This window comes from Pseudomonas sp. RIT357, assembly GCF_000632245.1.
GTDB classification, from domain to species: Bacteria; Pseudomonadota; Gammaproteobacteria; order Pseudomonadales; family Pseudomonadaceae; genus Aquipseudomonas; species Aquipseudomonas sivasensis.
The window spans coordinates 357471-378337 of sequence record NZ_JFYX01000001.1; the positions used below are offsets into that span (position 1 = coordinate 357471).

At 60.2% G+C, this 20867-nt stretch carries 20 protein-coding genes; 8 read left to right on the forward strand and 12 right to left on the reverse strand.

Annotated features, from left to right (window positions below; genetic code table 11):
- The first annotated feature begins 288 nt into the window (after window positions 1–288).
- Complete coding sequence (gene tauA, locus BW43_RS25515; protein WP_032884258.1) at window positions 289–1275, forward strand: taurine ABC transporter substrate-binding protein; 987 nt, start codon at window positions 289–291, stop codon at window positions 1273–1275.
- Window positions 1276–1407: 132 nt separating this feature from the next.
- Here tauA and argA read toward each other — a convergent pair whose 3' ends face one another.
- A complete protein-coding gene (gene argA, locus BW43_RS25510; RefSeq protein WP_032884260.1) occupies window positions 1408–2709 on the reverse strand; it encodes an amino-acid N-acetyltransferase in 1302 nt (433 codons plus the stop codon).
- Between the two features lie 135 nt (window positions 2710–2844).
- Window positions 2845–3993, reverse strand: a complete 1149-nt coding sequence (argE, locus tag BW43_RS25505) for an acetylornithine deacetylase (protein ID WP_032884262.1) — start codon at window positions 3991–3993, stop codon at window positions 2845–2847.
- 158 nt (window positions 3994–4151) lie between these two features.
- Here argE and BW43_RS25500 point away from each other — a divergent pair, with 158 nt between their 5' ends.
- Window positions 4152–5519, forward strand: a complete 1368-nt coding sequence (locus tag BW43_RS25500; protein ID WP_032884264.1) for an inorganic triphosphatase — start codon at window positions 4152–4154, stop codon at window positions 5517–5519.
- A 91-nt stretch (window positions 5520–5610) separates the two neighbouring features.
- Here the strand turns inward: BW43_RS25500 and BW43_RS25495 are convergent, their stop codons facing one another.
- Entirely contained in the window at window positions 5611–6075 is a 465-nt protein-coding gene (locus BW43_RS25495) for an Lrp/AsnC family transcriptional regulator (protein ID WP_032884266.1), read from the reverse strand.
- Between the two features lie 127 nt (window positions 6076–6202).
- Between BW43_RS25495 and BW43_RS25490 the strand changes: the two genes are divergently transcribed.
- The 6 genes from BW43_RS25490 (at window position 6203) to BW43_RS25465 (ending at window position 11447) form a co-directional block, all read left to right on the forward strand.
- Window positions 6203–6541, forward strand: a complete 339-nt coding sequence (locus BW43_RS25490; RefSeq protein WP_032884268.1) for a hypothetical protein — start codon at window positions 6203–6205, stop codon at window positions 6539–6541.
- Window positions 6542–6624: 83 nt separating this feature from the next.
- Window positions 6625–8304 (forward strand): GspE/PulE family protein, encoded by a 1680-nt coding sequence (locus tag BW43_RS25485; RefSeq protein WP_032884270.1) that lies wholly within the window; start codon window positions 6625–6627, stop codon window positions 8302–8304.
- Window positions 8305–8381: 77 nt separating this feature from the next.
- Window positions 8382–9302, forward strand: a complete 921-nt coding sequence (locus tag BW43_RS25480) for an SPFH domain-containing protein (RefSeq protein WP_032884271.1) — start codon at window positions 8382–8384, stop codon at window positions 9300–9302.
- Between the two features lie 10 nt (window positions 9303–9312).
- A complete protein-coding gene (locus BW43_RS25475) occupies window positions 9313–9759 on the forward strand; it encodes an NfeD family protein (protein WP_032884272.1) in 447 nt (148 codons plus the stop codon).
- 69 nt (window positions 9760–9828) lie between these two features.
- Complete coding sequence (locus BW43_RS25470) at window positions 9829–10143, forward strand: DUF2388 domain-containing protein (protein WP_003176799.1); 315 nt, start codon at window positions 9829–9831, stop codon at window positions 10141–10143.
- A 164-nt stretch (window positions 10144–10307) separates the two neighbouring features.
- Window positions 10308–11447 carry a DegT/DnrJ/EryC1/StrS aminotransferase family protein gene (locus BW43_RS25465; RefSeq protein WP_032884274.1) on the forward strand — a complete coding sequence of 380 codons (1140 nt, stop codon included), beginning with the start codon at window positions 10308–10310 and terminating at the stop codon, window positions 11445–11447.
- A gap of 46 nt (window positions 11448–11493) precedes the next feature.
- Here BW43_RS25465 and gcvH read toward each other — a convergent pair whose 3' ends face one another.
- From gcvH to BW43_RS25420, 9 genes are all read right to left on the reverse strand, one after another.
- Window positions 11494–11877, reverse strand: a complete 384-nt coding sequence (gene gcvH, locus BW43_RS25460; RefSeq protein WP_032884276.1) for a glycine cleavage system protein GcvH — start codon at window positions 11875–11877, stop codon at window positions 11494–11496.
- A gap of 51 nt (window positions 11878–11928) precedes the next feature.
- Window positions 11929–13011, reverse strand: coding sequence for a glycine cleavage system aminomethyltransferase GcvT (gene gcvT, locus BW43_RS25455; protein ID WP_032884277.1), 1083 nt, complete (start codon window positions 13009–13011; stop codon window positions 11929–11931).
- Window positions 13012–13167: 156 nt separating this feature from the next.
- Window positions 13168–14784: an iron ABC transporter permease gene (locus BW43_RS25450; RefSeq protein WP_032884519.1), complete on the reverse strand. Its 1617-nt coding sequence runs from the start codon at window positions 14782–14784 to the stop codon at window positions 13168–13170.
- A 164-nt stretch (window positions 14785–14948) separates the two neighbouring features.
- Window positions 14949–15953 carry an extracellular solute-binding protein gene (locus BW43_RS25445; RefSeq protein ID WP_032884279.1) on the reverse strand — a complete coding sequence of 335 codons (1005 nt, stop codon included), beginning with the start codon at window positions 15951–15953 and terminating at the stop codon, window positions 14949–14951.
- A gap of 95 nt (window positions 15954–16048) precedes the next feature.
- A complete protein-coding gene (locus BW43_RS25440) occupies window positions 16049–17266 on the reverse strand; it encodes a 2-octaprenyl-3-methyl-6-methoxy-1,4-benzoquinol hydroxylase (RefSeq protein ID WP_163033280.1) in 1218 nt (405 codons plus the stop codon).
- Window positions 17267–17275: 9 nt separating this feature from the next.
- Window positions 17276–17761: a DUF4442 domain-containing protein gene (locus BW43_RS25435; RefSeq protein ID WP_032884283.1), complete on the reverse strand. Its 486-nt coding sequence runs from the start codon at window positions 17759–17761 to the stop codon at window positions 17276–17278.
- The gene (gene ubiH / locus BW43_RS25430) at window positions 17754–18941 is read right to left on the reverse strand and encodes a 2-octaprenyl-6-methoxyphenyl hydroxylase (RefSeq protein WP_032884284.1); all 1188 of its coding nucleotides are present in this window, start codon (window positions 18939–18941) and stop codon (window positions 17754–17756) included. The genes BW43_RS25435 and ubiH overlap by 8 nt, the downstream gene beginning before the upstream one ends.
- A complete protein-coding gene (gene pepP, locus BW43_RS25425; RefSeq protein WP_032884285.1) occupies window positions 18938–20260 on the reverse strand; it encodes a Xaa-Pro aminopeptidase in 1323 nt (440 codons plus the stop codon). Before pepP ends, ubiH begins: the two co-directional genes overlap by 4 nt.
- A 20-nt stretch (window positions 20261–20280) precedes the next feature.
- The gene (locus BW43_RS25420; protein WP_032884286.1) at window positions 20281–20838 is read right to left on the reverse strand and encodes a YecA family protein; all 558 of its coding nucleotides are present in this window, start codon (window positions 20836–20838) and stop codon (window positions 20281–20283) included.
- Window positions 20839–20867 lie beyond the last annotated feature (29 nt).

Consider the following 20867-nt stretch of genomic DNA (forward strand, 5'->3'; position numbering starts at 1 on the left):
CGGATAGTGACTGACAAGTCAATCGTAACCTTGTGTGTCTACTACCTTCGTCTAATCGCAGTTGATTTGGTCCCTGCAGGGTAATGAGTTTTTCATACACCCAAAAAGAATTATTTCATTCTTTTTCATACGATCTGGGAATAAGCCTTTGCATGAAAAGGACCGGTCAGGATAGACCACCCGCTCCATAAGCTAATTCCTAAAGGGTATTTATTAGCGCTTTTTTAGATCGATTAGTGTGACGACTCTGCTGCATACGTCACCCACGATCAAAAAGGCGACGCCATCATGGCCAAACGCATATCCTCCCGTCAATTTGTTACAGTTTTTGTGTCACTAATAGTTTCTTTTGCTGTCCAAGCCGCCGATTTGACCATCGGCTACCAAACCGGCATCGATCCCAGCAAGGTCCCACAGGCCGATGGCGCCTATGAAAAGGCCATTGGCGAGAAGATTGCCTGGCGCCGCTTCAACAGTGGTCCGGAAGTCGTAACGGCCATCGCCTCCGGCGATGTGCAAATCGGCAACCTCGGGTCCAGCCCTCTGGCATCTGCTGCCTCGCGCAATCTACCCATCGTCGCGTTCATCGTATCGGCGCAGATCAATAGTTCTGAAGCCCTGGTAGTTCGCAACGGCAGCGGCATCGATAAACCCGAAGACTTGATCGGCAAGACGATCGCGACGCCCTTTGTCTCGACGTCTCATTACAGCCTGCTCGGCGCCTTGAAGCACTGGGGTCTGGACACCAAGCAAGTCAAAGTGGTCAACCTGCAACCGGCTGAAATTGCCGCTGCGTGGAAACGTGGGGATATCGATGGAGCCTTCGTGTGGTCGCCTGCGCTGGGAGAAATCCGCAAGACCGGCAAAACCCTGACTGACGCGGCCCAGGTGGGCCAGTGGGGTGCTCCGACGTTTGAAGTCTGGGTGGCGCGCAAGGATTTTGCGGAGAAACATCCTGAGGCAGTGGCCAAGTTTGCCAAGGTGACCCTGGACTCGTTCGCCGATTATGCCGCCCATAAAGACAGCTGGACGGTGGACTCGGAGCCGGTGCAGAAAATCGCCAAATTGACAGGCTCTAATGCCGCGGACATTCCCGAGCTGCTGGCAGGCACCACATTCCCGGATGCCCAAGCGCAGCAAACCGATGCGCTGCTCAAAGGCGGCACGGCGAAGGCGATTGGGGAGACAGCGAAATTCTTGAAGGAGCAGGGGAAGGTTGAGACGGTGCTACCGGACTATTCGGCCTTTGTGACCGACAAATTCATCAAAGACTAAACTCGGTAAAAAACGTGGGAGGGGGCTTGCTCCCGATGGCGGTGTATCAGTCGACATCTCTCTGACTGATACACCGCCATCGGGAGCAAGCCCCCTCCCACATTTGGGTCTCCAGCGCTTTGAAGATCGGGTTTACAGCGCCTTTTCGAAAATCTTCGAATTACGCTGATAGTTGTACAGCGACGCCCGCGCCGACGGCAGTCGGTCCACAGTACTCGGTACAAAACCACGCTCACGGAACCAGTGCGCGGTGCGAGTGGTGAGGACGAACAAGGTCTTCAAGCCTTGGGCACGGGCGCGTGTTTCGATGCGCTCGAGCAACTCATCACCACGACCGCCATGGCGATACTCCGGGTTCACCGCCAGGCACGCCAGCTCACCCGCATCCGAATCGGCAATCTGATAAAGCGCCGCACAGGCGATGATCATGCCTTCGCGCTCGACCACGCTGAACTGTTCGATTTCACGCTCCAGCACTTCCCGCGAACGGCGTACCAGGATCCCCTGCTCTTCCAGCGGGCTGATCAGATCAAGTAAACCACCGACGTCTTCGATCGCCGCTTCGCGCACCAGTTCGAATTGCTCCTGGGCCACCAGCGTGCCGCCGCCATCGCGTGTAAACAGTTCGGTGAGCAGCGCGCCATCTTCGGCGTAGCTGACGATATGGCTGCGCCCTACCCCGCCCCGGCAAGCCTCGGCCGCTGCATCGAGCAGTTCGGCCTGGTAGTTGCTACTGCCCAGGCGTTGCAGGTGAGCCGGTACTTGTTGCGGACGCAGTTCGCGCACCAACCGGCCATTTTCATCGATCAGGCCGAGGTCGGCGCCGAACAGCAACAGTTTGTCGGCTCCCAGGTCGATGGCGGCGCGGGTGGCGACGTCTTCGCAGGCCAGGTTGAAGATTTCACCGGTAGGCGAGTAACCCAATGGCGACAGCAGCACGATGGAGCGCTCGTCCAGCAGGCGATTAATACCTTTGCGGTCGACCCGACGCACTTCGCCGGTGTGGTGATAGTCCACGCCTTCCAACACGCCGATCGGGCGCGCGGTCACGAGATTGCCGCTGGCCACGCGCAGGCGCGAGCCTTGCATCGGCGACGAGGCCATGTCCATCGACAAGCGCGCTTCAATAGCGATACGCAGGTGGCCGACGGCGTCGATAACGCATTCCAGCGTCGGCGCGTCGGTGATACGCATACCTTCGTGATAAGCCGGGATCAGGCCGCGCGCTTCAAGGCGCGCTTCGATCTGTGGGCGCGAGCCATGAACCAGCACCAACCGCACGCCCAGGCTGTGCAGCAGCACCAGGTCGTGGACGATATTGCCGAAGTTGGGATGGTCCACACCGTCGCCAGGCAGCATGACTACAAAAGTGCAGTCGCGGTGGGCGTTGATGTAGGGCGAAGCGTGACGAAGCCAATTGACGTATTCGGGCATAACACCTGGGCCTGTAATAAAAAGCAGCCAAAAAAGGATGAATCGTGAAAACGCACAGCGGGCTGATGGTTATCGTCGGAACAGGCTTGGCGACACGCTCGCTCTCCTTCTATGTACGAATAGGCTGGGGTTAATTTATGCAGGTTTCAGGCAGTAATGGTCGATCAGTTCCCGCAATAGACGCACTGTAGGCGTTAAGCGTGACATTTCGAGGTACTCACCCGGTTGGTGGGCGCAGGCGATATCGCCAGGGCCAAGCACCAGGGTTTCACAACCAAGGCGCTGAAGATAAGGCGCTTCGGTGCCGAACGCTACTGCTTCGGCACGATGACCGGTCAATCGTTCCGCAACCCGCACCAGTTCGGCGTCTTCCGATTGTTCGAACGGCGGCACCTCGGGGAACAGCGGCGCATAGTCGATCTTGACCTGATGCCGCTCGGCCAAGGGTTCGAGCTTCTGCCGGATGGCTGCACGCAACACCTGTGGGTCCATGCCCGGCAAGGGCCGCAGGTCGAACTCCAGGGAGCACTGACCGCAGATGCGGTTCGGGTTGTCGCCGCCGTGGATACAGCCGAAGTTCATGGTCGGCTGCGGTACGCTGAATTGCGGGTTGCGGTACTCGCGCTGCCAGGCCAGGCGCAGGCCACGCAACTCGCCGATGGCATCGTGCATGGCTTCGAGGGCGCTGTGGCCCAGGCTTGGATCCGACGAATGGCCGCTGCGCCCAAGGATGTCGATGCGCTCCATCATCACGCCCTTGTGCAGGCGGATCGGCTTGAGCCCGGTGGGCTCGCCGATCACCGCCGCACGGCCCAGAGGGCGCCCGGCTTCGGCCAGCGCGCGGGCGCCGGACATGGAGCTTTCTTCGTCGCAGGTGGCGAGGATCAGTAGCGGTTGCTTGAACGGTTGGTCCAGCAGCGGCAGCACGGCTTCGATGGCCAGGGCGAAAAAGCCCTTCATGTCGCAACTGCCCAATCCTACCCAGCGACCGTCGACTTCCGTCAGCTTGAGCGGGTCGGTTTTCCACAGGGCGGCGTCATAAGGGACGGTGTCGCTATGACCGGCCAGCACCAGTCCACCGGGGCCGCTGCCGAAGCTGGCCAAGAGGTTGAACTTGCCGGGGCTGACTTGCTGGATGTCGATGGCAAAACCCAGATCACCCAGCCAACTGGCGAGCAAATCGATCACGGGCCGGTTGGTCTGGTCGAGAGACGCTTGGGTGCAACTGACCGACGGCGCGGCAATCAAGGCGGCAAACTGCTCTTTCATGGACGGTAACGGCATGCGCGGTCTCTCAACTTCCCGGATGAGCCCCACTATAGAGCCATCTGCACGACACAATAAACCGTTGCGGCACGTTGCCGGGCTCAGTCCTGTACACTGCACGACCTTGGCAGCCACACTTTTCCCCGGCTGCGCTCCCGATCCTGGATTTTCCGGCCATGCAGAAAGAAACCGAAATCAAGCTACGCGTCAGCCGCGAAACACTCGCCGCGCTGCGTGAGCACCCGTTACTGAAAAAACGCAACAAAAGTGGCTGGGAACGCCGTGAGTTGATGAACCAGTACTTTGACACCCCCGAGCGCGACCTGGCCCAGGCAAAAGTCGCCCTGCGCCTGCGCAAAGACGGTGACGACATTATCCAGACCCTCAAGACCCGTGGCCAAAGCGTCGCCGGTTTGTCGGAACGCAATGAGTACAACTGGGACCTGCCCAAAGCCAAGCTCGACGTGAAGAAACTCGACGGCGAATGCTGGCCCGAGCAATTGGCCGAGCTGGACAAGAAGACCCTCAAGCCGATCTTCACCACCGACTTCGTACGTGAACGCGCTGAAATCGCCTGGGGCCGCGGTAAGGCCAAAGTCGTGATCGAAGCCGCCCTGGACTTGGGCCACGTGGTGGTCGGCAAACAGAAAGAAGAAATCTGCGAGCTGGAGTTGGAACTGCGCGAAGGCGAACCAGCGGCCCTGCTGGAGCTGGCCGCTGAACTGGCCGCGACGCTTGCCCTGATGCCGTGCGATATCAGCAAGGCCGAGCGCGGCTATCGCCTGTACGACGCCAGCAGCTACTCCCTGAGCCTGCCGGCGCCGCAGATTCACGCCGAAATGCCGTTGGACGACGCCTTTGCCGCGATCATGTGGCACCTGTTGGGCAGCAGCCAACGCCTGGCCGAACAATATCGCTTCAATGGCCACTGGCGCCTGCTGCAAGACTGGGTCGACAACCTCGGCGAATTGCGCGCCCTGATCGGCAGCCTCGGCCAGGCCGCACCGCGTCAATCCACCAGCGAACTGCGCAGCGTACTCGATGCCTTGCTGGAAGATTGGCGCCCACTGGTACAAGCCGGTGACGACGATGAAGACATCCGCAAAGCCGCACCGGAGCAATTCGTCGAAGAGTTGGAAGACGTGCGCTGGGGCCTGTTCTCACTGAACCTGTCGCGATGGCTGCTCGCCCGCACTTGGACCGCCGACCGCAACGTGCGTGGCAACCGTCAGGGCGCTGCGCAAATCACCAACTGGCTGCCACGCCTGTTGGCAGAAGATGCCGTCGCCCTGCAACTGCCGCGCTACCAGCAACAACCGGAAGACCTGGCCGAGCAACTGCCGCGTATCGAACGCATCCAGGCCTGGCTGCACCATGCGCGTAACGTGGTGGATATTCCTGAGCTGGACCGTTTGTACGGCGAACTGAACAAGTTGGCGCAATTGGCCAACCAGCCGATCACTGATGAATCGCTGGATGCGCGTATGCATCAGGCGATTGCGGTGTATCAGAACCGTGCCTGGAAGACTCTTCTGCGTCTGTAATACCACCATCGGGGGGCAATCCCCTCCCACATTTGGACGCGTTTCAACTGTGGGGGGGGACTTGCCCCCGATGAAGCCCCCGCTGTCAGCGCTAGACTGGCAGGGAAGTGGTGGACTTGATTTCCGACAACGCCACAATCGAATTCACCTCCTGAATCCCCGGCACCATCGACAATTTCTCAAAGAAAAACCGCTCGTACGCCTCGATGTCCGACGTCACGATGCGCAGCAGAAAATCCACCGCCCCCATTAGCACATAGCACTCCAACACTTCCGGAAAGCCGCGAATCGCATCGGTGAACTCAGTGAAGTTGGATCGGCCGTGGGCGTTGAGTTTGACCTCGGCAAAAATCTGCGTGTTGAGGCCGATCTTCTTGCGATCCAACAACGTCACCTGCCCGCGGATCACACCTTCCTCCTTCAGCCGCTGGATTCGTCGCCAGCATGGCGACTGGGACAAGCCCACCTGTTCGGCAATCTGTGCACTGGAAAGCGAAGCGTCCTCCTGCAACAGGGCCAGGATGCGACGGTCGTAAGCGTCTAACTCGCTATGCATAGAAATACCTATTATTGAATCGAACTTGAATTGATCTATTCGATTTTTAGCAAAACATGCCCATCTTAGATAAGAAATCTCCGCTGGCGAATGTAAAAATTCCTTCCATCGAATCTGGAGAGTCAGCATGCACGCCGTCGAAACCATCCAACCTGCTGCGCGCGCCGATGCGTGGGCTGTCACCAGCGCCCATTGCCAGGCGCACTACCAGATCGTCGCCGAGGCGGAGCCCGATGTGTTGTGCCGAGTACTCAACTATTTTGCGTTGCAGTTTCTGACGCCTCGGCACGTCGCCGTGAATCGGGAAGACGACCTGCTGAACATCGATATCGTGATCGATGGCCTGAGCTGGCATCGGGCCCAAGTCATCGGTGAAAAGATTCGAAACCTGATCAGCGTGTGCGCGCTGGACATGTGGTCAGCTGATTCCGTGGGGCCTATAGCGGTGGTTGCAGCCGCTCAGTAAAGACCTGCAACACACACTGGGAGGATGAAACTCGGGAGCTGGCTAGCCTGAAATTTCGTCCAAGGCTACCCAGGAACACCTTCATGTCTGTTGATCAGCGATTGGAACTGCATGCGTTGCTGCCGGCCTTGGTGGAGGAAGGTTTGATCACTCCCGACGCCGCGCAGCGGTTATCAGCGGCGCACCCCGACAACGCTCAACACCCGTTGGAGCGCATCGCCGCCCATGGGCCTTCCCTGGAAACCCTGACCCAATGGCTTGCCCAGCGTGTCCGGCAACCTTATCTGCGTATCGACCCGTTGAAGATAGATGTCGCAACAGTGGTGCCACTGATGTCCCACGCGTTCGCCCAGCGCCACGCCATTCTTGCCGTGGCCGTGGATGCGCATACCGTTACCGTCGCCAGCGCCCAGCCCCACGTCAGCAGTTGGGAATCCGGACTGGCGCAAGTACTCAAGCGTTCGATCAAGCGAGTGGTTGCAAACCCTCAGGACATCCAGCGGTGTATCAGCGAGTTTTACCGGCTGGCGAAGTCCGTCAGCGGGGCCGATCAAAAGGTCGCGGTGCCGGGTAACTTCGAGTTGCTGAACCTTGGCGCCAGCGACCAGGAGCCGGACGCCAATGACGCACATATCGTTAATATCGTCGACTGGCTGTTGCAGTACGCCTTCGCACAGCGGGCCAGCGATATTCATATCGAGCCTGGCAGTGAGCAGGGCCGGGTACGTTTTCGCATTGATGGGCTGCTGCACGACGTCTATCAATTTCCACCCCAGGTGACGATGGCGGTGGTCAGCCGCCTGAAAAGCCTGGGGCGGATGAACGTGGCAGAAAAGCGCAAGCCCCAGGATGGCCGGGTCAAGACCAAAAGCCCGACGGGCGCAGAAGTTGAGTTGCGCCTGTCGACCTTGCCCACAGCCTTCGGAGAGAAACTGGTGATGCGGATTTTCGACCCTCAGGTGCTGCTCAAGGATTTTGACCAGCTGGGTTTATCCACCGAGGACCAGCACCGCTGGCACGCGATGACGCGCCAGACCAACGGCATCATCCTCGTCACCGGTCCTACCGGCTCAGGCAAGACCAGCACTCTTTACACCACGCTCAAGCAACTGGCGACCCGGGAGGTCAACCTGTGCACAGTGGAAGATCCGATCGAGATGGTCGAGCCGGCCTTTAACCAGATGCAGGTGCAGCACAACATCGACCTGACCTTCGCCAGCGGCATCCGCGCTCTGCTGCGCCAAGACCCGGACATCATCATGATCGGCGAGATTCGCGACCAGGAAACCGCAGAAATGGCTATCCAGGCCGCACTGACCGGGCACTTGGTCCTCTCGACGCTGCACACCAACGATGCGCCCAGCGCCATTAGCCGCTTGCAGGAACTGGGCATCGCTCATTATTTGATCAAGGCCACCTTGTTGGGTGTTATGGCGCAACGCTTGGTACGAGTGCTGTGCCCCCATTGCAAGCGCTCGACGGGCGATGTCCACGAGGCCGTCGGATGTGCGGAATGTCGGAACAGCGGGTACCGGGGACGCGCAGGGGTCTACGAAATCATGGTGTTGAATGAGTCGATCAAAGCACTGATCACTCCGGGCGCCGACGTGCAGACCTTACGCCAGGCAGCTATTGCGCAAGGCATGTGCAGCCTGCGCATGGCCGGATTGAGGAAGGCGCAAGCTGGGCTGACCACGATGGCCGAAGTGTTGCGAGTAACGCCTGGGGATTCGGTAACAAATCCTTTGGTTACGGCGCGCTGAAATCGTTCTTATCTGTGACAACACCGTTACACTCGGCCAACCGTCGTTTAACTGACACCATCAGATAGGGAATCGCTATGCAGATCGGAACCGTACTGCTTCTTTTCGTGGGCTTGGCCGCCGCCATATTATTCATGGGCTTCAAGGTGGTGCCTCAAGGCTACCAGTGGACCGTCGAGCGTTTCGGCCGTTATACCAACACCCTCAAGCCTGGCCTGAACATCATCATCCCGGTCATGGATCGCATCGGTCGCAAGATCAACGTGATGGAGAGCGTGCTGGATATTCCACCCCAGGAAGTCATCACCGCCGACAACGCCACCGTACAGATCGACGCCGTGTGTTTTTTCCAGGTGGTCAATACCGCCCAGGCCGCCTACGAGGTCAACAACCTCGAACACGCCATCCGCAATTTGCTGCAAACCAATATCCGCACCGTGCTCGGCTCCATGGAGCTGGATGCCATGCTCAGCCAGCGTGACGGCATCAACGAAAAACTGCTGCGCACCGTGGATGAAGCCACCGCTCCGTGGGGCATCAAGATCACCCGTATCGAGATCAAAGACATCAGCCCGCCCGCCGACCTGATGGCCGCCATGTCCGGCCAGATGAAAGCCGAGCGGATCAAGCGTGCGCAAATCCTTGAGGCCGAAGGCCTGCGAGCATCGGCAATCCTAACTGCCGAAGGCAAGAAGCAGGCACAGATTCTTGAAGCTGAAGGTGGACGCCAAGCCGCATTCCTTGAGTCTGAAGCCCGTGAGCGTCAAGCAGAGGCTGAAGCCCGTGCAACCCAGGTGGTCTCCGAGGCCATCGCCACCGGTAACGTGCAGGCCATCAACTACTTCGTTGCGCAAAAATACATCGACGCCTTGGGCAAACTTGCCTCGGCCAACAACAGCAAGGTCATCCTGATGCCGCTTGAAGCCAGCCAGGTGATCGGTGCGGTGGGCGGCATCGGCGAGATCGTCAAGGCAACGTTCGATAACAAGAAAGGTTGAGGCCGTCGCCATGTGGGATTTCCTGCAGCATCTTTCATTCTGGGATTGGCTGGCGCTGGGTACAGTGCTGTTGATTCTTGAAGTGTTCGGCGCCGGTGGTTACCTGCTATGGATGGGTATCGCAGCAGCAGCCGTAGGCGTTATCAAGTTCCTGGTGCCGCCCCTGGGACCGGAATGGCAACTGCTGCTGTTCGCCGTGTTGTCGATATTGACAGCGGTCTACTGGTGGAAACGCCAGCGAAGCAGCGCAAAGGCCAGTGACCAACCGGGGCTCAACGAGCGCGGCTCGGAGCTGATCGGCCGCACATTTGTAGTGCACCAGGCGATCGCGGGCGGTCGGGGTAAGGTAAAAGTCGGTGATGGCGTATGGATGGTGACCGGTCCTGACAGCCCTGTAGGCGCTCAAGTACGGGTGGTTGGCCTGGATGGCGTGATTTTGAAGGTAGAAACTGTTTAGTCAGTGATGGAACTCGGTTGGGCTAACTACAATCAAACGGTACAGATCACCCACCCGGAGTCACCCATCATGCGTCTCAAATATGCTGTCGCTACCCTTGCTGTGCTTTCCCTTCCTGTCGGTTCAGCCATGGCCGACAGTTTCTGGCGCAATGTCATCTCGTCGGGCGCCACCACCGGCTCGACGTACCTGACCTTCAAGGACCACAAGCTGGTCGTTGCCGCACAAGACGACGCAGGCAGCTTTGTTGCCAGCGACGGCGGCATCCGTGGCCCATACCTGGAAGCCGCCATGCAGAAAGTCCGCGCCGACAATCCTGGCCTGCAGGCCACGGATATGGAGCTGGCTAACGCTATCCTCGCGAAAAACGCCGTCACCGAGTGATTTCCGCACTCTGAAGAATGCCGCTTTTGAAGCGGCATTTTTTTTGCCCGTAACATGACGATTCATTCACAGGTGACAGGCTATATTCAGTCAAGCCGTGCAACCATGCCGGCACTGATACCTCCCGTACTCATCGCCAACCTGAAACGGATGCATTCGTCGTTATGAGCCAACTGCCCTTTCTGCCGTTCTCCAAACCCACCATCGATGAAGCCACCATCTCGGCGGTGGGCGATGTATTGCGTTCGGGCTGGATCACCAGCGGGCCGAAGGTGCAGGCGTTCGAGGCGCAGCTGTCGGAATACTTTGGCGGGCGCCACGTTCGCACCTTCAACTCGGGCACCTGCACCATGGAGATTGCCTTGCGCATCGCCGGTATCGGGCCTGGGGATGAAGTCATCACCACACCGATTTCCTGGGTGGCAACGGCCAACGTGATTCTGGAAGTCGGCGCCACACCTGTGTTCGCCGATATCGACCCAATCACCCGCAATATCGACCTGTCCCAGGTGGAAGCCGCGATCACACCGCGCACCAAGGCCATCATCCCCGTTTACCTGGCCGGGCTGCCGTTGGATATGCCAATGCTTTACGCGCTGGCCAACAAGTACAAACTGCGTATCGTCGAAGACGCGGCCCAGGCCCTTGGCTCCAGTTGGGATGGCGAACGCATTGGCGCCACCGGGGACTTCGTTTCGTTCAGCTTCCAGGCCAACAAGAACATCACCTCGTCCGAGGGTGGTTGCCTGGTTTTGAATAGCGCCGAAGAGGCACGCCTGGCAGAAAAATACCGCCTGCAGGGCGTCACCCGTACCGGCTTCGACGGCCTGGATGTTGATGTGCTGGGTGGCAAGTTCAATATGACCGATATCGCTGCGGCCATTGGCCTGGGGCAGTTTGCCCATATCGAGAAAATCACCGCCCACCGCCAGAACCTGGCGAGGCACTACTTCAAGTGTTTCGGCAGTGACTTTGAAGAGAAGTACGGCGCACAACTGCCACCCGCCGACTTCGAAAACAGCAACTGGCACCTGTTCCAGCTAGTGCTGCCGGAGCGTCAGGACGGCCTGCCGGCCCGCGCAACGTTCATGGAACAGATGCAGGCTCATGGCGTGGGCATTGGTTATCACTACCCACCGATCCACCTGCTGAGCCTTTATCGGGCACAGGGTTTCAAGGAAGGCATGTTCCCGGTGGCGGAAAAGGTTGGGCGCTTGATTGTTTCATTGCCGATGTTCACGGCGATGACTGAGGCGGATGTGGAGCGGTCGGTGGCGGCAGTGAAAGCGGTGCTCAAACGCTAACCCTATAGGGGCCGGTTTGCCGGCCCCTATAGGGTTATGTGCGGTGTTACTCGCCGATGGCGGCTTTGTAACCAGCAGCATCCAGCAGTTTTTCCAGATCAGCCGGGTTGCTTGGCTTGAGCTTGAAGATCCAGGCGCCATACGGGTTGGAGTTCAGCAACTCGGGGCTACCACTCAGCTCCTCGTTGACTGCAATCACTTCGCCTGCAACCGGGGCGTAGATATCCGAAGCGGCCTTGACCGACTCCACCACACCTGCCTGATCAGTCGCGCCAAACTGGGCGCCGACTTCGGCCAACTCAACAAACACCACATCACCCAACGCTTCCTGGGCGTGGTCGGAGATCCCGACGGTCACGGTACCGTCAGCTTCCAGACGGGCCCATTCATGACTCTCGGCAAAACGCAGGTCGGCCGGGATATTGCTCATAGTCTGTGTCCTCAGAAGTAGTGTCAGCGGCCATCGGCCTGCCGGAAATAGTTAGATCAAGGTTTTGCCATGGCGCACGAAGGTCGGTTTGACCACTCGAACCGGGTACCACTTGCCGCGGATTTCCACTTCGGCCCGGTCGGCAGTTGCCGTCGGTACACGCGCCAAGGCAATGGATTTGCTCAGCGTAGGAGAGAAACTACCACTGGTGATCTCACCTTCGCCAACATTGGCGATGCGAACCACCTGATGAGCGCGTAAAACCCCACGTTCTTCCAGTACCAGCCCGACCAGTTTGAACTGCACACCGGCGGCCAGCTCTGCTTCCAGCGCCGCACGCCCGATGAAATCGCGCTCGGCTGGTTCCCAGGCGATACTCCACGCCATGTTGGCCGCCAGGGGCGAAACGTTCTGGTGGATATCCTGGCCGTACAGGTTCATACCGGCTTCCAGGCGCAGGGTGTCCCGCGCGCCGAGGCCGATAGGTGAGATGCCTGCACCCACCAGATCGTTGAAAAATCCCGGTGCCTGATCGGCAGGCAACACAATTTCCAGGCCGTCTTCGCCGGTGTAACCCGTGCGGGCGATAAACCAATCGCCGTCGGCCTCGCCTTCAAATGGCTTGAGCTGGTGGATCAGGGTGCCGCGAGACTGGGTGACCAACTCGGCGATCTTCTGCCGAGCATGGGGGCCTTGAATGGCGAGCATGGCCAACTCGGGCCGCTCGTGCAGTTGCACTTGATAGCTGCCGAGTTGCGCCTGCATCCAGGCGATGTCCTGGTCACGAGTGGCGGCGTTGACCACCAACCGGTACCCGGCATCAGTGCGATAGACAATCATGTCGTCCACCACGCCGCCCTGCTCGTTGAGCATGGCGCTGTACAACGCACGGCCACAGCCATGCAAACGTTCGACATCATTGGCCAGCAGGTGCTGGAGCCATTCCTTGGCCTGGGGGCCGCTGATATCGATCACGGTCATATGAGATACATCGAACACCCCGCAGTCGCGTCGCACCTGATGGTGCTCTTCAACTTGCGAGCCGTAATGCAAAGGCATATCCCAACCGCCAAAATCGACCATTTTCGCGCCGAGGGCGAGATGCAGGTCATACAGAGGCGTACGCTGTCCCATGGGTTTCTCCTTCCGGGCTTGGCGAAGGTGCGCAGCGTTGCTGTTCGTGCTGAAGACCTTGAATTACAAGGGCTGCAGCCACGTACAACGACCCGATCCGAAAGGCGGAGCGCACCGAATGCCGCGCATTGTAGCCTCAAGCCGTAGGACTGACACCTAACCGATTGGTCGGGCAGAGCGTCGGATCAGCCCGATCACCGGCAGCAGGCCCACCAGTACCAGTGTCAGTGCCGGCAGCGAAGCCCGTGCCCACTCGCCTTCGCTGGTCATTTCAAAGATCCGCACCGCCAGGGTGTCCCAGCCGAACGGGCGCATCAGCAAGGTTGCGGGCATTTCCTTGAGCACATCCACGAACACCAGCAGCGCTGCACTGAGGGTGCCGGGTAGCAACAGCGGAAGATACACTTTGCAAAACAGTCGCGGCCCACTCACGCCCAAACTACGCGCCGCTTCCGGCAACGAAGGCCGGATGCGCGCCAGGCTATTTTCCAGCGGCCCGTAGGCCACCGCCAGAAAACGCACCAGATACGCCAGCACCAGCGCCGACAGACTGCCCAGCAACAGCGGTTTGCCCGCACCACCGAGCCAGCCGGACAGCGGCACCACCAGTTCGCGGTCCAGATAACTGAACGCCAACATGATCGACACCGCCAGCACCGAACCCGGCAATGCATAGCCAACATTGGCCAGGCTGATACCGGAGCGAATCGCCCGGGTCGGCGACAGGCGGTTGGCGAAGGCAAGTACCAGCGCCACGCTGACCGTGATCAATGCCGCGATACCACCGAGATAGAGGGTATGGACGATCAGGCCCGAATACCGCTCATCCAGGTCGAACCGGCCGCGCTGCCAGAACCAGACGATCAACTGCAGCACCGGAATGACAAAGGCGCACGCAAACACCAGCCCACACCAGGCACTGGCGGCTAACGCTTTGAACCCACGCAGGTGGTAGAGCGCCTTGCCCCGAGGCCGCTCATTGCTGGGACGGCTCGCGCCACGGGCACGCCGTTCGCCGTACAGCACCAGCATCACCACCAGCAATAACAGGCTGGCCAGTTGGGCTGCGCTGGAAAGACTGAAAAAGCCGTACCAGGTTTTATAGATCGCGGTGGTAAAGGTATCGAAGTTGAACACCGAGACCGCACCGAAATCCGCCAGGGTTTCCATCAACGCCAGGGCGACCCCGGCGCCAATCGCCGGCCGCGCCATGGGCAGCGCCACGCGCCAGAACGCTTGCCACGGCGATTGCCCCAACACTCGCGCGACTTCCATCAGGCCTTTGCCCTGGGCCAGGAATGCAGTGCGCGCCAGCAGGTAGACGTAGGGGTAGAACACCAGCACCAACACGATGATCACGCCACTGGTGGAACGCACGCGAGGCAGGCGCAGACCGGTGCCGAACCACTCTCGCAGCAGGGTCTGCACTGGGCCTGCGAAATCCAGCAGGCCAACAAAGACGAAGGCAAGCACGTAGGCGGGGATGGCGAAGGGGAGCATCAACGCCCAGTCAAGCCAGCGCCGGCCGGGGAATTCGCAGAGGCTAGTGAGCCAGGCCAGGCTTACGCCCAAGAGGGTCACGCCCAAACCCACCCCAACCACAAGGGTCAGGGTATTGCCCAGCAGCCGGGGCATCTGGGTTTCCCACAGATGGGACCAGATTTGCGCATCGATGCTTTGCCAGGACAGCAACAGCACGCTCAGCGGCAGCAGCACCAGGGCGGCGACGGTGAAAACCGGCAGGTACCAGCGGCGTTGGGCGGGGTGGGCCAAAGGTGGGTTCTCGATAATGAAGATCTTGAAATCACCACAACCCAATGTGGAAGGGGGCTTGCCCCCGATGTCGGAATGTCAGTCGACTCATCGGTGACTGATCCTCCGCCATCGGGGGCAAGCCCCCTCCCACATTTGGATCTGCGGCGTCCTACAAATTGTACTTAGTTCCAGCCGGCGCGATCCATCAAGCGAATGGCTTCAGCCTGGCGCTTACCCGCCACTTCCACCGGCAAGGTGTCCGCAACGAACTTGCCCCAGGTCGCCACTTCGGCCGACGGCGGTACAGCCGGGTTGGCCGGGAACTCCTGATTCACATCGGCAAAGATCTTCTGCGCTTCAGGTGTGGTCATCCATTCCACCAGAGCCTTGGCGGCTTCCGGGTGTGGCGCGTGCTTGGTCAAGCCGATACCCGACAGGTTCACATGCACACCACGGTCGCCCTGGTTCGGCCAGAACAGCTTCACAGCCAGGTCCGGCTTCTGCTTGTGCAGGCGGCCGTAGTAGTAGGTGTTGACGATACCCACGTCGCACTGCCCGGCGTTGATCGCCTCCAGCACGGCGATGTCATCAGAGAACACGTCAGTAGAGAGGTTATTCACCCAGCCCTTGACGATTTCTTCGGTCTTGGCCGCGCCGTGGGTTTCGATCAGGGTCGCGGTGAGCGACTGGTTGTAGACCTTTTTCGCCGTGCGCAGGCACAGACGACCTTCCCACTGTTTGTCGGCCAGGGCTTCGTAGGTGGTCAAGTCACCCGGTTTTACCCGGTCAGTGGAATAGGCGATGGTCCGCGCACGCAGGCTCAAGCCAGTCCAAGCGTGGGCGGATGAGCGGTATTGCAGAGGAATGTTCTTGTCGATCACGGGCGAGGTGAAGGGTTGCAGGATGCCCATTTGCTCGGCCTGCCAGAGGTTGCCGGCATCCACGGTGAGCAACAGGTCGGCGGTAGCGTTTTCGCCCTCGGCCTTGATGCGCTGCATCAGCGGGGCTTCCTTGTCGGTGATGAACTTCACCTGGACGCCAGTCTTTTTGGTGTAGGCATCGAACACGGGTTTGATCAGTTCGTCGATGCGCGAGGAGTAGACCACCACTTCGTCGGCTGCCTGCACAGTCGTGCTGCCGATCAGGGTGAGTGCCAGGGCAGTCAGTAGGCGCTTGGGTGCCAACATGGGTGCGGTCTCTCATTTGCAAAGTGAGCGCAAATGATAGGGACTCACATTTGGTAACGCTCGGTGGAGGCGTTACCAGATGTTGCACAGATGCCTCAGGGTTTCGCGAGTGTTGGCAGATCGCCCGTCAAGCCCAAGGCCTGGCGCACAAATACCGCTTTGGCTTCGGGCATCTGGTCGACCATCTTCAGCCCAGCGTTACGCAACCAACGTAACGGCAGTTGATCGGCCTGGAACAACCGCTCAAAACCTTCCATTGCGGCCATCAGCGCCAAGTTGTGGGGCATCCGACGACGTTCATAACGGCTCAGCACTTTCACATCCGCCAGACGCTCGCCGCGTTCAGTAGCCGACAGCAACACTTCGGCCAGCACCGCAGCATCAAGGAAACCCAGGTTGACGCCCTGCCCGGCCAACGGGTGGATCACATGAGCCGCATCGCCGATCAACGCCAGGCCCTCGGCCACGTAGCGTTTGGCGTGACGCTGGCGCAACGGTACGCAAACCCGTGGATCAGCACTGACCACAGTGCCAAGCCGCCCTTCAAAGGCGCGCTCCAGCTCACGGCAAAAACTTTCATCATCCAAGGCCATTAGGCGCTCGGACTCAGCCGGTGTGGTGGACCATACGATCGAACACCAATCTTCCTGCCCATCGCGTACCAACGGCAAAAACGCCAACGGGCCGGTGTCGGTAAAGCGTTGCCACGCCGTACGCTGGTGCGGCTGACTGCTACGTACGCTGGTGACGATGGCGTTATGCAAGTAATCCCATTCACGGGTGGCGGTGCCGGTCAGGCGACGCACGGCGGAGTTGGCGCCATCGGCGGCGACCACCAACGGCGCGCGCAAGGTGCGGCCATCGGCCAGGGTCAGCAGCCAGTCATCGCCGGAGCGGCGCATCTGCTCCAACCGCGCGTTGGCCAGCAGGCCCAGGTCGCAGTCGTGCAGGCGATCAAGCAAAGCATCCTGCACCACACGGTTTTCGACGATATGCCCGAGCACCTCGGCGTGCACGCTGGCCGCCGAAAAGTGGATCTGCCCAGTGCCGCTGCCATCCCACACCTGCATCTCGCCGTAAGGGCTGGCCCGGCGCGACACAATGCCGTCCCACACGCCCAAGCGCTCCAGGATGCGCTGGCTGGCGGCCGATAAGGCGCTCACGCGGGGTTCGAAGGCCGCGTCACGGTCGAACGGTTTGACGCTCAGCGGGCTGCCATCGAGCAGCAGCACTTGCAGGCCACTGCCCTGCAACGCCAGCGCCAGCGCGCTTCCGACCATTCCGGCCCCGACAATCAGCACATCTGCGCGCATGTCCATGGTTTAAGCCTGTCTCGCTTGCGGCTTGCGCCGCACGTAAAGGGTTTTGTCGACCCGCGCCACCAGGGTGCCGGAGCCGTCATGAATCTGGACCGTGAGGTGAGGCAGGTATTTCTCGCCGCCTTCGGTCTGTCGGCGCACCTCGTCAAGCAAGGCCTCGTCGATGAAAAATTCGGCGTACACCGGGCCTTTGCCCGGCGAGATAAAGTCGATGCTCGCGGCCTTGTCCCAGACAATGTAGTCGCGGCCCAGATTTTCCATCAGCATCAGCATGTAGAACGGGTCGACCATCGAATACAGGCTACCGCCGAACTGCGTGCCGACGTAATTACGGTTGTACCAACCCAGCCCCATGCGCACTTTGACGTGACGAAAATCCGCGCTCATATGCTGCACGCTGACGCCAGCGCCCAGGTATGGCGGGTACAGGGTCATGATCCAACGCAGCAAGCGCGCCTTGCCCAACCGCGCCACCAGCCACTTACGCATCGGGACGCGTCCCCAAGCCCATGGCCTGACGGGCGAACCAGCGTTTGGCCGGCGGCAACAAATCCAGGCCCAGCAGGCCCATATTGCGGCCCAGCGCTACCAGCGGTTGTGCACTGCCAAACAGGCGCGTGACCTGATCGGAGAAACCGACAGTCAACTTCTGGTCCATACGCTGGCGCTCGCGGTACGCCTGTAACGTCGCCAGGTCACCGGGCACCGCTGGCCCGGCGAGCAGGGCCTCGGCCAAGGCACTCGCATCGCGCAGGGAAAGGTTGAAGCCCTGCCCTGCAATTGGGTGCAGGCTGTGGGCGGCGTTGCCAAGAATCACCAGGTGGGAACGTACCTGCTCTTCGGCCTCCACCAGGGTCAGCGGATACAGATGGCGCGCGCCGACTTGCCTCAAGGTGCCCAGACGGTAGCCGAACACGCTCTGTAATTCGCTGAGGAAACTGCGTTCGTCGAGGGCGGCCAGGCGCTGGGCGTCCATACCGATGCGCGTCCACACCAGCGCGCAGCGGTTGTCTGGCAGCGGCAGCAAGGCCATCGGGCCTTCGTCGGTGAAGCGCTCGAAGGCTTCGCCGTTATGGGCTTCGCTGGGAGTGATGTTGGCAATCAGCGCACTCTGGTTGTACGGACGGGTCTTCACGCCAATGCCCAATTGCTCGCGCAAGCCGGATCGGCCGCCATCGGCGAGCACGGCGAGGTCGCATTCCAACACGGTTTCATCGTTGAGCGTCAGGCGATAGCCGTCGGGCAGCGGCTCCATGCGGGTGACTTCCGCCGGGCAGCGCCAACTGACCACGTCTTTGTCCAGGCCTTGCCACAGGCATTGGCCGAGCCAGGCGTTTTCCACTACGTAGCCGAGTGCTGGCACGCCCTCCTCCATGGCGGACAAACGTGCGGTGGAGAAACGCCCACGGTCCGACACGTGAATCTGCTTGATCGGCTCGGCTCGGCGGGAAACCTCCTGCCAGATACCCAGCCGCTGATAAATCTGGCGCGCGCCAAACGACAGCGCCGACGATCGTGCATCGTAGCTTGGCTGGTAGCTGTCGCCCGGAGCGAAGGGCTCGATCAGCATGATCTTCCAGCCCCGCGCCTTGGCCCCGGCCTGCAACGCCAGCGCCAGGCTGGCGCCCACCAGGCCACCGCCGATAATCGCGAGATTGACCCGGCTCATCGGGAGGCCGCCATCAGCGCTTCGATCTCGACGACGGTCTTGGGAACGCCGCCGGTCAGGATTTCACAGCCTTGCTTGGTCACTACCACGTCGTCCTCGATGCGTACGCCAATGCCACGCCATTTCTTCGCCACGTTCTGGTTGTCCGGCGAAATATAGATCCCCGGCTCCACGGTCAACGCCATGCCGACTTCCAGCACCCGCCATTCACCGCCCACCTTGTACTCGCCCACATCGTGCACATCCATGCCCAGCCAATGGCCGGCGCGGTGCATATAGAAAGGTTTATAGGCTTCGCTGGCGATCAGTTCGTCAACGTCACCTTGCAGCAGTCCCAACTTAACCAGCCCAGCGGTGATGACCTGCACGGTCGCCTCATGGGCCTGGTTCCAATGTTTATTCGGCGCGATCTCGGCAAAGGCGGCTTCCTGGGAGGCCAGCACAATCTCGTAGATCGCTTTTTGCTCAGGTGAAAACTTTCCGTTGACCGGCCAGGTGCGGGTAATGTCGCTGGCGTAGCAGTCGATCTCGCAACCGGCGTCGATCAGCACCAGGTCCCCATCCTTGAGCAGCGCGTCATTCTGCTGGTAATGCAGGATGCAGCTGTTGCGCCCGGCGGCGACGATGGAGCCGTAAGCCGGCATCTTCGCGCCGCCTTTGCGGAATTCGTAATCCAGCTCGGCTTCCAGGCTGAACTCATGCAACCCAGCGCGGCTGGCCTGCATCGCCTTGACGTGGGCAGCGCAGGAAATCCGCGCGGCCTCGCGCATCACCCTCACTTCTGCCGCCGATTTATACAGGCGCATGTCGTGGAGCAGATGATCCAAGGCAACAAATTCGTTCGGGGGCTGGGCGCCGAGGTGCGCTTTAGAGCGGATCACGTTGATCCACTCCATCACGTGCCGGTCAAATTCAGCGTTGCTGCCCATGGCCGAATACACCCGGTCACGGCCTTCGATCAGGCCGGGCAGGATGTCGTCGATATCGGTGATAGGGAAGGCATCGTCGGCGCCAAACTCACGGATTGCGCCTTCGGTACCGGCACGCAGGCCGTCCCACAGTTCACGCTCGGCATTGCGTTCGCGGCAGAACAGCACGTACTCGCCATGCTGGCGACCGGGCATCAGCACGATCACAGCTTCCGGTTCGGGGAAACCGCTCAGGTACTGGAAGTCGCTGTCCTGGCGGTAAACGTGCTCGACATCGCGATTGCGGATGGCCACGGCGGCGGCCGGCAGAATCGCGATGCTGTTGGGTTCCATCTGCGCCATGAGCGCCTTGCGGCGGCGGGTGTATTCCGCTTTGGGGATATGGATCATGGGCAGATGGGCTTCCTTTCTTAGTGCAGCGACGGCTTGGGTGCAGCAGGCTCAGCGGACTTCTTGGTCTCGGTGAACAGCAGCAACGGCGCGACGCGCAGGTATTCCATGACTTCCATGTAGTCGCCTTCGCCGTCTTCGGACTCTTCCAGCGCATCTTGCACTTGGGAGATCGCGGCGAGGTCCTGCAGCACTTCCTTGGCGTCGGTGCTCAGCTCCAGGCCGCCGGCGTTCACGCCGAAACCGTGGAGGAAACCCTGGCACCATTGGCCCAATGCGGCGGCGCGTTCGGTGAGCGGAGCGTCGTCGGTCGGTAGCAACAGGACTACGGTGACGTCATCACCGGTCAGTTCGCCCTTGACCATCTCTTGCAGGCCGATCAGCGCGTTACGCACGTTGTCGGTCGGTTCGGTTTCCAACAGCTCGGCGACATCGGCCAACCAGTTGTCGGCATCAAAGCCAACACCGGTGCAGCTGCGACCCAACAGCACGCCGTGCAGTTCGGCAGGCGAACATGGGTGACCGCTGGTGCTCAGCAGTGTGGAAAAAGCGTCGTACGGAGAGTTCTTAGTGGGCATGGTGAGCTAGGCGCCAGACGGCGCAATGT